The sequence below is a fragment of the Actinomycetota bacterium genome, from assembly GCA_030017835.1.
Taxonomy (GTDB): Bacteria; Actinomycetota; Aquicultoria; order UBA3085; family Oleimmundimicrobiaceae; genus Yes70-04.
Genome location: JASEGU010000029.1, coordinates 1 through 11,797, shown reverse-complemented (window position 1 = coordinate 11,797; position 11,797 = coordinate 1). Strand labels below are relative to the sequence as shown.

Genomic DNA, 11,797 nt, shown 5'->3' with positions numbered 1-11,797 from the left:
CCATTCACCTTAGGATTCCTCAATAGTAGTTCAAGTTTTCGGGCGCAGTTCGAAGCCTTGTAGAAGAGACGAACAAGCTTATCCATACTCTTATCTTCCAACAGATTGATCAGCGGTGCGAGCAAGAGAAGCGGGATGCTCTTCAGCACTTTGATGCAATTCAGTTAATGAAGGTGCGAACCGGAGACATTAAGTTCTGATGACGCATTGCACTCTAACTTCAGCATCGATTTTGACGCGCGTCGGGTGAAGCGGGAAGTTAAGTAAAGCAAAACCATCGAATCTGATAACTAACAATCTTTATGCTAATCAGAGATATCGCTAGATCAGACTTTTCAGAAATCCTAAGGCTCAAGAAGATTTCACGAAAAGCTGGGTTTTAAAGAGGTTGGAACGCAAATGGTGGATGAAGGTAATAAGCTGGTATCTTTGCGGGTTTTAGATCTATCTTAAGGGAGTCTCTGTTACTTCAAGCTATATGGCCCGAGGGCCTCGATGCGGTTGTTCTCGTGGACGATGATTTTGCCAAGATCCATGTCGAAAAGGGTGCAGATGGCGGTGAGATAGAACATCAAGCTTCCAAGCTCGCCTTCGACGGCATCGAAACAGTTGGGGCAGAGCTTTCCGTTCAGGTGGGTCCTGAAGTACTCGCTCATCTCGGTCAGGCTTGAGCCCTCCGGTATCGGCTGTTTTCCAGCCTCTATCTTCAAACAGCCGCAACTGGTTACGGACTTAGTGATGGCCCGGTTGACGTGGGAGGTTGCCTCTTGCAGCTTACTCATAACATCCAATATGCTGCGGTGTCTAATAAGATAATCGGAAACGGTCGCTTGAAATTCCTTACACTCTTTACTGCTCATCTGATACCACGATCCCTTAAAATAGATTTTGGATAAGCACATTATAATTTCTACCTCTTTAAGTTGTCAAAGGCTTGGGGCGGCCGGCCACAAATCGAGCCGGGTTGGGCTCGGTTATTTCAAATTCTGTTTTTGTCTCTGCTCAGCTTGATGTGCTATAATTTTATCTCAGTCTACTGGGAAAGGAGGGAAGAGGATAGGAAATATCAATCGATTTTCGAAGGGAGAGTATGATGCTTATCAGCTTCATCAAGATCATTTTCGCTCTCCTTGGCGCAACGCTTGGAAGCCAGCTTGACAAGGTCTACAAGTTAACGATTCCCGGCCCACCCATTATTGCCATCATTATAAAAATTATAATCGGCGCTGGAATCGGTTATTTGATAGGCGGACTTGTTGGTAGACGCGTCGCCGAGGGATTAATCTGGATGGAAGGGGCCATCCAAAAAATCCCCCTTTTAGACATACTTCTCGGCGTGGTCGGTCTGATTCTGGGCCTGATCGTGGCCACTCTGATCTCGCTTCCCCTCTGGAGGGTCTCTTTCTACGGCCAATATTTGGCCATTTTGGTCTTCATCATCATGGGCTATCTCGGCATCTGGCTTGCCACCAGAAAGAGCGTCGATATCGGCTTGCTCTTTCGCTCGGTGGTTCCTTCAAGGGCCAAAGAGCAGCCGGCGAGCATGAAGGGCAAAATCCTGGATACCAGCGTGGTCATCGATGGGCGCATAGTGGATGTCTGCGCGACCGGCTTCATAAGCGGCGAGCTCATAGTGCCGACCTTCGTCTTAAGGGAGCTTCAGATGATAGCCGACTCCGAAGATCAACTAAGGCGCAACCGCGGCCGCCGGGGTCTAGACGTCTTGGCCGAGCTTCGGAAGGAGCCAAGCGTAAAGATAAATGTCCTCGATAAGGACTATCCCAAAAGCTCCGATGTCGATATGAAGCTAGTCATGCTGGCCAAGGAGAAGGATCTTCCCATACTGACCGGCGACTACAACTTAAACAAGGTCGCCGCCCTTCAAGATGTCACCGTATTGAACTTAAATGATCTGGCCAACGCTCTAAAACCGGCCGTTCTGCCCGGCGAGAATATGCGCATTCACGTTCTTAAAGTCGGCAAGGAGCAGGACCAGGGCGTCGGCTATCTGGAAGACGGCACGATGGTGGTCGTGGAGAAGGGCAGCCGCCTTGTCGGTCACGATGCGCAAGTCATCGTGACCAGCGTCCTTCAGACTTCGGCCGGCCGGATGATATTCACTCGTCTACAAGACGAAGAGGGACAGATAAAATCGTCATGAACGTTGCGATAATAGTTGCGGCCGGCAAAGGAATCCGGATGGGGCCGGGCCCAAGCAAACAGTATCTGCCGCTTCTTGGAAAACCGGTTCTCGCCCATACCTTGCTCGCTTTCGAGAAAGCGAGATCGATAGACGAGGTGGTACTCGTCGTCGGTCAGGGCGAAGAGGGTTTTTGCAAAGAGGAGATAGTCGACAACTACGGCTTTTACAAGGTAAAAAAGATCGTTGAGGGCGGACCGAGCCGACAGGATTCGGTCATGAGTGGCATCAAAGAGGTCCCTTATCAGGCCGAGACCATCATGATTCACGACGGGGCCCGCCCCCTGATAAGTAGCCATGATATCGAGATGACCTTCGTTCAGCTCAAGGGGTGCGACGGGGTGGTCCTGGGAGCCCCCGTCACCGAGACCATCAAACTGGTCAAAGAGGGCGTCATCAAGGATACTCTCGATAGGAGCGAAATCTGGGCGGCTCAGACCCCGCAGCTCTTTTTGGCCGAGGTCATAATCGCCTCTTATCGGGCGGCCATGAATGACGGGGCCGTCTTCACCGACGATTCGGCCCTGGCCGAGAGGCTCGGCTACCGGATAAAGATGGCCGACGGGTCATATGAGAATATCAAGATAACGACGGAGAAGGACTTGATCCTGGCCGAAATGATACTCAAGAAAAGAGAGGTTACATAATACTTTGAGGATAGGGATAGGTTTCGATGCTCATCGTTTTGCAGAGGGGCGGCCCCTGATCTTGGGGGGCGTTAGAATCGACTATCACCTGGGGCTGCTTGGTCACTCCGACGCCGATGTGCTTACTCATGCCATCATGGACGCCATCCTGGGGGCGATGGGCGAGGGAGATATCGGCCGCCACTTTCCAGATACCGACGCGGGGTACAAGGGAGTCGATAGCCTAATGTTACTGAAAGAGGTCGCGGTTTTGATGGCAGAGAACGACTACCGTCTGGTCAACCTGGACGCCATAGTCATGGCCGAGGCGCCAAAGCTTATTTCGTATTGGCCGGCCATCAAGGATAACTTGAGTCCCATCCTTAGAGCGGAACTTGAGCGGATAAACGTAAAAGCTACCACGACCGAGGGGATGGGCTTCATTGGCCGCGGCGAGGGAATGGCGGCCCAGGCGGCCGTCATTCTAGAGATGATTTAAGCAAGATCGAACCATTTTGAAGATAAAATGAGGTGTATCGAATTTGGCCAACGTTAGAGTCAGATTTGCCCCCAGTCCGACCGGGCACCTTCACATCGGTTCGGCCAGAACAGCCCTCTTCAACTGGCTGGTGGCAAGGAGGCTGGGCGGCGACTTCATTTTGAGGATCGAGGATACCGATTTGGGTCGCTCGACCCTGGTCCACGAGAGGGCCATAATCAGCGATTTAAAATGGCTGGGGCTGGGTTGGAACGAGGGGCCCGACATGGGAGGCAAATACGGACCCTACCGTCAGAGCGAGCGGCTTGGCCTCTACAAGCAGGCGGCAAACAACCTTCTAGAGAAGGGCCTTGCCTACAAATGCTATTGTAGCCAAGATGAGCTCGAGGCTGAGCGGCAGGCGGCCCAAGAGAAGGGCGAGATGCCCAAGTATAGCGGCCGCTGCTTAAGGATAACCGCCCGCAAGGAGGACCGCTTGGCGGCCGAGGGGCGCAAGCCGACCATAAGGTTTCGGGTGCCAAAAAAGAAGGTAGTCGTCAAGGACATGGTCAAGGGAGACGTGGAGTTCGACAGCGAAGTCTTTGGAGACTTCATATTGGTCAGGTCGGACGGGACGGCAAGCTTCAATTTCGCTGTGGTCTACGATGATGCGGCCATGAAGATAAGCCACGTCATCCGGGGCGAGGATCACTTGACCAACACCGCTCGCCATCTCTTGCTCTTCGAAGCCCTGGGTCATCAGCCGCCCTTCTTCGCCCATATGCCGATCACCTTAGGAGCAGACCACACCAAACTGAGCAAGCGGCACGGGGCAACCTCGATAAACGAATATGCCGAGCAGGGATATCTTGCGAGCGCCCTCATAAATTACCTGGTCCTTCTGGGCTGGTCTTCGCCGGACGCAAGGGAGATATTTACCCCCGAGGAGCTTATCCAACTCTTCTCCATCGGGCGGATTTCAAAGAGCGCGGCCGTCTTCGACATCGATAAGCTGAACTGGATAAACGGCCAACATATTCGGGCCCTAAGCGCCGATTCCTTTACCAGGATCGTCGCAGAGCGCTTGACCAAGGCCGGATATATCAAGGAGATCAACTCCATCGAGAACAAGATCAGCCTGCCCAAGATCGCAGAAGCGATCCAGACGAGCGTCGTAAAGCTCGCCGATGTGGTCGAGAGCGCAAGGATGTTCTATGAAGATGCGCCCAGGCCAAGTGAAAAGGCGATCGAAGAGCTCAAGGGAGATGGGGCCAAGATGGTCATCTGCGCTCTCTACTCCAAGATGTCGGCCCTGGAAGCTCGCAAGGATATAGATTTCGAGCTGGCCAAAGAACTGCTCAAGGCCACGGCTGGTGAGTTGAAGGAGAAGGGGCTCAAGGGCAAAGAGGTCTATCATCCCATCAGGCTGGCTCTGACCGGGCTGGACTCCGGGCCGGAGCTCTTCTATCTGATATCGATATTCGGCCGCGAGAAGTGCCTGCAGAGGCTTAAAGGAGCGTTGCAATATGTTTAAATCAATAAGGGACGATATAGCGGCCGTAAAGGAGCGCGATCCGGCAGCTACCAGCACCTTGGAGATTCTCGTAACCTACCCTGGGCTCCATGCCCTCATCTTTCACCGCTTAGCCCACTCGATTCACCGGCGAGGATTTAAGGTTACGGCCAGGATCATCTCTCACCTTGCACGCTTTCTGACCGGCATCGAGATACATCCGGGGGCGACCATCGGCAAAGCCCTCTTCATCGATCACGGCATGGGCACGGTCATCGGGGAGACGAGCGAGATTGGAGATAACGTCACCATCTATCAGGGGGTGACCCTTGGAGGAACCGGCAAAGAGAAGGGCAAGCGCCACCCCACCATCGGCAACAACGTAGTCATCGGAGTAGGGGCGACCGTCCTTGGAGCCATCAAGGTGGGAGATAATTCCGTCGTTGGCGGGGGAGCCGTCGTCATTAATCCGGTTCCGCCGGATAGCACAGTGGTCGGCATTCCGGGCCGGGTTGTCAAGAAGGAGGGCAAACGGATTGCCATGATGGATCTGCACCATGAGCGCCTGCCCGATCCCATAGCTGATGCCATGCGATCACTTGAGCATCGCCTAGATAGGCTGGAGCATATGGTGGACGAGATGGGGGAGAGCAGTGAGCCTTAAGGTCTACAACACCTTGACCAGGCGCAAAGAGGAGTTTATCCCGTTTGAGGCGGGCAAGGTCAGGATGTACGTCTGCGGTCCCACCGTCTACAACTTCATCCACATCGGGAACGGCCGCTGCTACGTCGCCTTCGACATCATCTACCGCTACCTTAAACATAAGGGCTATGAGGTTACTTACGTCCGCAACTTGACCGATGTGGATGACAAGATAATAAATAGGGCGGCCGAGGAGGGAGTTGCCGCAAACGAAGTGGCCAATAAGTATACGGCCGCCTTCCATGAGGATATGGGAGCCCTTGGCAATCTAACCCCCGATATCGAGCCCAAGGCGACCGAGCACATAGCCGAGATGGTGGATACCATAGCCGCCCTGATCGAGAAGGGGTTCGCCTATGAGGTGGGTGGCGATGTCTTCTTCGAGGTTGATAAATTTCCCGCCTATGGCAAGCTTTCGGGCTGCAGCTTAGATGATATGAGGGCTGGGGAGCGGGTCTGCGTCGATGAGAGGAAGTGCAACCCCTTAGATTTTGCCCTCTGGAAATCGGCCAAAGAGGGCGAGCCGTCCTGGGATAGCCCTTGGGGCAAGGGGCGGCCCGGCTGGCATATCGAGTGTTCGGCCATGAGTTCGAAGTATCTGGGCGCAAGCTTCGATATCCACGGGGGCGGCCAGGATCTCATCTTTCCCCACCACGAGAACGAGATCGCCCAGACCGAGGCCCTTTCGCAGGGAAGACCCTTTGCCAAATACTGGCTGCATAACGGCTTTGTCAATATGGGCGAGGAGAAGATGGCAAAATCGCTCGGCAACGTCGTCCTGGTCCGAGACATCCTAAAAGAGCACGACGTAAACGCCGTTCGTCTCTTCTTCGCCCAGACTCACTACCGCAGCCCAATCACTTATACAAGCGATAACGTGAAGATGGCGGCGGCTGCTTTGGAAAAGATTTGCAACACGCTAGAGAACATCGATCATCTCTTGGCCTTGGATGAGCCCAAAAATACCCAGAGTAGCGACGAGTTTTTAAAAATCGTAAGTCCCTTTGAGGCCAAGTTCACCGAAGCGATGGATGACGACTTCAATACGGCCGCCGCCCTTGGTCATCTCTTCGAATTCATAAGGGAGGTCAATACCTTAATCGGCGGGGGCGAGGTAGGCGTGGAGGCATTAAAGGGGATCAAGGGTGCGATAGAGGGGTCGCTTGCCATCTTCGGCATCAATTTGGGCTTAAACCAAGAAGCGGCTCTGCCGGGAGAAATCTTGGAATTGGCCAGAGGGGTTACGGGAAGCGATCATTTAGACAAGGAGTTGGCCTTAAAGAGCATACTAAAAGCCAGAGATGAAGCCAGAAGAGCCAAGGATTGGGCAAGGGCCGACGAGATTCGAGATCGCCTCACGGCACTCGGCTTCACCTTAAAGGATACGCCAAGCGGTCTATTGGCCATGTATAAAGGAGAGTAGAGAAGAGGGGCTCAGATGGATATCATCGAAGGAAAAAATCCCGTTTTAGAGCTGCTTAAAGGCGAGAGAAAGGCCATAAAGATCCTCATCTCAAAAGGGGTCAGGCGCTGCAAGACGCTGGCCGCCATCGAGGAGCTGGCTAAAAAGAAGAGGATTCCCATCGAGATCATCTCCAAAGAGAGGTTTGCAGGGGTGGCCAGAACCAAGGCCCATCAAGGGGTGATCGCCCAAGCCGAGAGTTACCACTATCGTGACTTGGAAGATTTTTTAGACAAGGTGAAGGAGAAGCCCGATTCCATCGTGGTCATTTTGGATGAGGTGACCGATCCTCAAAACCTCGGTTCCATCATTCGAAGCGCCGAAGTCTTCGGTATCGATGGGCTGATAATAACCAAGAACAGATCGGCCCCGATAACCTCCACCACCTACAAAGCTTCAGCCGGGGCGGTCGAACATCTCGATATCATCCAGGTAGGCAGCTTAGGCGGTACGGTTAAGGCTTTAAAAGACGCCGGTTTCTGGGTCTTTGCCGTCGATGGACGGGGAGAAAGAACCTACTACGAGGCCGATTTCTCCGGCAAGGTCTGTCTGATCTTGGGCGGTGAGGATAAGGGGGTCGGCCGTCTTCTCTTTGAGGGTTCCGACTTTTCGGTGCGCATCCCCATGCGCGGTAAGACCGGCTCCTTGAATGTTGCGGTTGCGGCGGCCATAGTCATGTGCGAGGCGAGCTGCAAATCGAAGGGAGCTTAAAGGAGATCTCGTGAATAAGCTGATGATAATAGATGGCTACAACGTCATCCATCAGTCGGATAGGTATAGTGGATTCGATCTCGACCTGGAGGGCTCCAGGCTTAAGCTGATTGAGGACATGATCTCTTATGCGGCCATCTTTGGCCCGGAGGTCATAATCGTCTTTGATGGCTCGGGAGGCTGGTCTGATTACACTCAGGCCCAGTTCGCTCTGGGCGTCAAGGTCTTATTCACCAAGAAGGGCCAGACGGCCGATTCGGCCGTCGAGAAGATTGCCCACCAAGCGGAAGCGACCAAAGAAGTAACCGTGGTCACGGCCGACTATGAGGAGCAGAGAGCCGTCTTTGGCAAGGGAGCTCTCAGAAAGACGCCGGGCGAGCTAATAAGCGAAATAGCCGGCCTGGATGTGGAGCGCTCGGCCGCAAAGGATGAGCCCCAAAAAAGGCTTTTCATAGAGGACTCTCTTGATGAGCAGACGAAAGATAAACTAAGAAAGCTTCGCTGACCTTTTGACCTTGTTGACCTTATCCTCTTAGATGGTATAATCGACTTTGTCTTCATTCTTAACTTTCGGGGTCCGCGTGGGCTCACGAGGCGGCCCTTGGGGGGATTTACTTGGGATTCGAAGCAAAAACCGATTTGGCTCCGGTTGTAGAGGGCGCAGGTGACTATAGCGAAGAATCATTAAGGCCGTCCGCCGGTGAGGATTCCCTTAAAAAATCAAACTTCTCTGCAGCATGCAACAAAGAGACCCAGATGGTATTATCCGCCCAAGCGGGCGATGAGATCGCTATCGAAGAGATAATCGATAAGTATAGGTTGTTTGTGAAATCCAAGGCCAGATCCTACTTTCTGATCGGAGCCGACAAAGAGGATCTCATCCAAGAGGGCATGATCGGTCTCTACAAGGCGATCAGAGACTTCTCCGATGAGAAGAGAGCCTCGTTTAGGGCCTTTGCTGACACCTGCATCACTCGCCAGATGATAACGGCCATCAAGACGGCCACCCGCCAAAAGCACATCCCCTTAAACTCCTATGTCTCCTTGAATCGCTCGCTATCATTCAGCGATGATCCCGACAGGACATTGGAGGACGTGGTTCTGGCAAGCAACTCTTTGGATCCGGTCGATATGGTTATAAATTGCGAGAACATGACCAGCATCCAGAAGAGCTTCAGCGAGGTCTTGAGCGAATATGAATCCGATGTGGTCAGGCTCTATATCGAGGGACGGCCCTATCAAGAGATAGCCGATGTCTTGAACCGCCACGTCAAATCGGTCGACAATGCCCTTCAGAGGGTGAAGAGGAAAGTCGAGCTCTACTTAAAGAATCAGTTCGTACACTAGAATCCCACCCAAATTTGCCGGCGTAGCTCAACGGCAGAGCAGCTGCCTTGTAAGCAGCAGGTTGCGGGTTCGAATCCCATCGCCGGCTCCAGCATACGGGCTCTTTTCCCATCTGTAAGGCAATTTTTCAGCAAATTATCGATCTGAATCTACCTCAACTTTAAGATTTCAAGTCGCTTAGTCGATACTAAATTCAATACGTCTATTCTCAGAAATCCTAAGCGGAATTGGAGGAGCCATGTTTGTTACCATGAAGGAACAACTCGAGGCGGCCGAAGCGGGCAAGTATGCGGTTGGTATGTTCAATGTGATGAATATCGAGATGCTTCAGTCTCTGCTTGAGGCCGCCGAGGTCAAAAAATCGCCGGTCATCGTGGGGACCTCGGAGGGGATGGCTAAATATATCGGTCTTGAGAACATGGCCGCCCTGGTCAAGCTGGCCGCAAATAAGAGCCGGGCACCGATATCTCTCCATCTCGATCACGGCTCCGATTTGGATCTGCTCAAGGCGGCGATAGAGGCCGGTTACTCTTCGGTCATGATCGACGGCTCTAAACATCCATTTGACGAGAACATCAAGATCACCAAGGAGGTCATCTCCTTTGCCCGTCCCAAGGGGATAACGGTTGAAGGGGAGCTTGGCCGGATCGGGGGAACCGAAGATAACATCTCGGTCAGCGAGCGGGAGGCTCTGATGACCCTGCCCGAGGAGGCCGAAAGGTTTGCCGAGGCAACCGGGGTCGATTGCTTGGCCGTCTCCATCGGCAACGCCCACGGTCTCTACAAGGGGGTGCCCAAGCTCGATTTCGACCGCTTGCGTGAGATAAAATCGCTTGTCACCCAGCCCCTGGTTCTGCACGGTGCTTCGGGGATTCCGGCCGAAGCGGTCAAGGAGGCCATTAAGATCGGGATAAGGAAGGTCAACATCGCAACCGACCTTCAAGTCGCCTTTATCGGAAAAGTGAGGGGGGTCTTGGCTGCCGATGAGAAGGTCTACGATCCCAGAAAGATCTTCACCCCGGCCAAAGAGGCCATGAAACTCGTGGCTATCGAGAAGATGGAGATGTTCGGCTCGGTCGGAAAGGCCTAAAGAATCTTACGAGAAATAAAAAAAGCCCGCCTTTATGGCGGGCTTTATTTAGCAAATTTCGTTAAATCTTAACTACGTTTGCGGCTTGGGGTTTGCCGTTGTTGCCGTCTACTACGTCAAACTCGACGCGGTCACCCTCGTAGACGATCTTGAAACCCTCACCTTGGATAGCAGAATAATGAACAAAAATGTCGGTTCCGCCGTCCTGCTCAATGAAACCATAACCCTTGTCTCCATTGAACCACTTCACAGTGCCTTGAGCCATCAAAAAACCTCCTAGAAAAATGGATACTTCCGAGAAAGAATAACCTTATTTGTTCTAAATGTCAACATATCAGGGATTATTCGCACATAAAATCAGAGCGCCATTTTTAAGCGGTAGATTTATATATCTCGTTTTCTGTATAATCGTTGCAAAAGAGCCCCAAAGGAGGCAAAGTGATAGGGAAAATACCAGATGAAATGCTTGCATCGCTCCTCGAGACCCTGCCGATCGAATTCTCCATCGTCGATTGGGCCGGTAATGTCTTGGCCTGGAACAGGCATAAGACGCGGATTTTTAACGGCCCGAGGCGGTCTTGGGCCGAAATGTCAAGGATTGTCATCCCAAGAAGAGCTTGGATAAGGTCGAGAAGATCTTGGCCGAGATGAAGGAGGGCAAGAGAGATAAGGCCAGGTTCTGGATAGATTTACCCATCGGAGAGGGCGGAAAGAGCCAGAAGGTGATGATAGAATATTTTGCCTTGCGCAGTGAGAGGGGAGATTATCTGGGCTGCCTTGAGGCGTCTCAAAATATATCCGAAATCCAGGCCCTTGAGGGAGAGATGCGGCTTTTGGACTGAAACGGGTGGCTTAGCCGCCTTTCGAAGTCTATCACACAGAAGGAGAGGCGAACTTGAGATTAATAAAATTTCTGATCGTGCTTGGCCTAATCGGTCTGGTGGGATACTTCTTTGCATCCCCCTCTACCTCACCGCCTACAAGATAAAGGAGGCGGCAGCCCAAGGAGACGCAGAGAAGCTCTCAGAATATGTCGATTTCGAATCTGTCAAGGAGAGCCTAAAGGATCAACTCAACGCCGTCATGACCAAAGAGATGGAAGATGGGGTGGCTGATGACCCCTTCGCCGGGCTCGGCGCCCTATTTTCCGGCGCTCTGATCGATGGGATGATCGACTCCTACGTTACCCCCGAAGGCCTTGCGGCCCTGATGAAAGGGGAGGCTCCCGCCCTGGGAGGAGAGGCTCAGGCAGGGGTGGGCAAGCCCGCTCTGTCATCCGATGTCTCTATGGGCTACGAGTCGCTAAATAGGTTCGTCATAACCCTAAAGGGAGATACGCCCAAGCAGGATATTAAGATCGTCCTTGAAAGGGACGGTTTTAGCTGGAAGATCACCGATATTAGGCTTCCGGGACAGGTGTAGAAAGAGAAAGCAAAGAGGTCTTAACATTTCTACGTCTATCCAGAAGGGGCGCTTAGCTGGTATTAAAATTCACTAAGTTAGCTATTAGTCCATCCAATTGAAATTCATAAAAATATTTATAAAATTATATTGACAATAGGGTGGAGTTACCCCGTTTCTGTTGACACCTTAACTACGCACAACGGCTTCCGCCGCTCTCTCCATCAGCATTCTCTCATACCCGGCTGGGCTTATGTATCCCAAAG

14 protein-coding genes and 1 tRNA gene are annotated in these 11,797 nt (G+C 52.4%); 13 read left to right on the top strand and 2 right to left on the bottom strand.

From position 1 onward, the window contains the following. Positions 1-464: 464 nt before the first annotated feature. On the bottom strand, positions 465-782 hold the full coding sequence (locus QMD53_06280) for a DUF1573 domain-containing protein (GenBank protein ID MDI6800251.1): 318 nt from the start codon (positions 780-782) through the stop codon (positions 465-467). A gap of 308 nt (positions 783-1,090) precedes the next feature. On the opposite strand from QMD53_06280, the gene QMD53_06275 reads away from it, so the two are divergent. The 11 genes from QMD53_06275 to fba all read left to right on the top strand — a co-directional run bounded on the left by QMD53_06275 (position 1,091) and on the right by fba (position 10,130). Next, on the top strand, positions 1,091-2,161 hold the full coding sequence (locus QMD53_06275) for a TRAM domain-containing protein (protein MDI6800250.1): 1,071 nt from the start codon (positions 1,091-1,093) through the stop codon (positions 2,159-2,161). Beyond that, entirely contained in the window at positions 2,158-2,847 is a 690-nt protein-coding gene (ispD, locus tag QMD53_06270) for a 2-C-methyl-D-erythritol 4-phosphate cytidylyltransferase (protein MDI6800249.1), read from the top strand. The genes QMD53_06275 and ispD overlap by 4 nt, the downstream gene beginning before the upstream one ends. Before the next feature lie 4 nt (positions 2,848-2,851). Next, positions 2,852-3,325: a 2-C-methyl-D-erythritol 2,4-cyclodiphosphate synthase gene (gene ispF, locus QMD53_06265; GenBank protein MDI6800248.1), complete on the top strand. Its 474-nt coding sequence runs from the start codon at positions 2,852-2,854 to the stop codon at positions 3,323-3,325. A 43-nt stretch (positions 3,326-3,368) separates the two neighbouring features. Then, complete coding sequence (gene gltX, locus QMD53_06260; protein MDI6800247.1) at positions 3,369-4,838, top strand: glutamate--tRNA ligase; 1,470 nt, start codon at positions 3,369-3,371, stop codon at positions 4,836-4,838. Next, complete coding sequence (gene cysE, locus QMD53_06255; GenBank protein ID MDI6800246.1) at positions 4,831-5,481, top strand: serine O-acetyltransferase; 651 nt, start codon at positions 4,831-4,833, stop codon at positions 5,479-5,481. The genes gltX and cysE overlap by 8 nt, the downstream gene beginning before the upstream one ends. Beyond that, on the top strand, positions 5,471-6,943 hold the full coding sequence (gene cysS, locus QMD53_06250; protein ID MDI6800245.1) for a cysteine--tRNA ligase: 1,473 nt from the start codon (positions 5,471-5,473) through the stop codon (positions 6,941-6,943). The genes cysE and cysS overlap by 11 nt, the downstream gene beginning before the upstream one ends. 15 nt (positions 6,944-6,958) lie before the next feature. Next, the gene (gene rlmB / locus QMD53_06245) at positions 6,959-7,693 is read left to right on the top strand and encodes a 23S rRNA (guanosine(2251)-2'-O)-methyltransferase RlmB (protein MDI6800244.1); all 735 of its coding nucleotides are present in this window, start codon (positions 6,959-6,961) and stop codon (positions 7,691-7,693) included. 10 nt (positions 7,694-7,703) lie between these two features. Further along, the gene (locus QMD53_06240; protein MDI6800243.1) at positions 7,704-8,198 is read left to right on the top strand and encodes an NYN domain-containing protein; all 495 of its coding nucleotides are present in this window, start codon (positions 7,704-7,706) and stop codon (positions 8,196-8,198) included. A gap of 110 nt (positions 8,199-8,308) precedes the next feature. Beyond that, positions 8,309-9,040 (top strand): RNA polymerase sporulation sigma factor SigH, encoded by a 732-nt coding sequence (gene sigH, locus QMD53_06235; protein MDI6800242.1) that lies wholly within the window; start codon positions 8,309-8,311, stop codon positions 9,038-9,040. A 16-nt stretch (positions 9,041-9,056) separates the two neighbouring features. Beyond that, positions 9,057-9,131: transfer RNA gene (locus tag QMD53_06230), tRNA-Thr, on the top strand. A gap of 147 nt (positions 9,132-9,278) precedes the next feature. Further along, the gene (gene fba, locus QMD53_06225) at positions 9,279-10,130 is read left to right on the top strand and encodes a class II fructose-1,6-bisphosphate aldolase (GenBank protein ID MDI6800241.1); all 852 of its coding nucleotides are present in this window, start codon (positions 9,279-9,281) and stop codon (positions 10,128-10,130) included. Between the two features lie 61 nt (positions 10,131-10,191). Here the strand turns inward: fba and QMD53_06220 are convergent, their stop codons facing one another. Beyond that, positions 10,192-10,395, bottom strand: coding sequence for a cold shock domain-containing protein (locus tag QMD53_06220; GenBank protein MDI6800240.1), 204 nt, complete (start codon positions 10,393-10,395; stop codon positions 10,192-10,194). A 313-nt stretch (positions 10,396-10,708) separates the two neighbouring features. On the opposite strand from QMD53_06220, the gene QMD53_06215 reads away from it, so the two are divergent. Then, entirely contained in the window at positions 10,709-10,972 is a 264-nt protein-coding gene (locus QMD53_06215) for a PAS domain-containing protein (protein ID MDI6800239.1), read from the top strand. Beyond that, positions 10,944-11,552: a DUF2939 domain-containing protein gene (locus QMD53_06210; GenBank protein MDI6800238.1), complete on the top strand. Its 609-nt coding sequence runs from the start codon at positions 10,944-10,946 to the stop codon at positions 11,550-11,552. The genes QMD53_06215 and QMD53_06210 overlap by 29 nt, the downstream gene beginning before the upstream one ends. Positions 11,553-11,797 lie beyond the last annotated feature (245 nt).

Excerpts from the sequence above, each read along its gene's own strand:
- QMD53_06280 (MDI6800251.1), bottom strand. The coding sequence starts at position 782 with ATGAGTAAGCTGCAAGAGGCAACCTCCCACGTCAACCGGGCCATCACT.
- QMD53_06275 (MDI6800250.1), top strand. The coding sequence starts at position 1,091 with ATGATGCTTATCAGCTTCATCAAGATCATTTTCGCTCTCCTTGGCGCA.
- ispD (MDI6800249.1), top strand. The coding sequence starts at position 2,158 with ATGAACGTTGCGATAATAGTTGCGGCCGGCAAAGGAATCCGGATGGGG.
- cysE (MDI6800246.1), top strand. The coding sequence starts at position 4,831 with ATGTTTAAATCAATAAGGGACGATATAGCGGCCGTAAAGGAGCGCGAT.
- rlmB (MDI6800244.1), top strand. The coding sequence starts at position 6,959 with ATGGATATCATCGAAGGAAAAAATCCCGTTTTAGAGCTGCTTAAAGGC.
- fba (MDI6800241.1), top strand. The coding sequence starts at position 9,279 with ATGTTTGTTACCATGAAGGAACAACTCGAGGCGGCCGAAGCGGGCAAG.
- QMD53_06220 (MDI6800240.1), bottom strand. The coding sequence starts at position 10,395 with ATGGCTCAAGGCACTGTGAAGTGGTTCAATGGAGACAAGGGTTATGGT.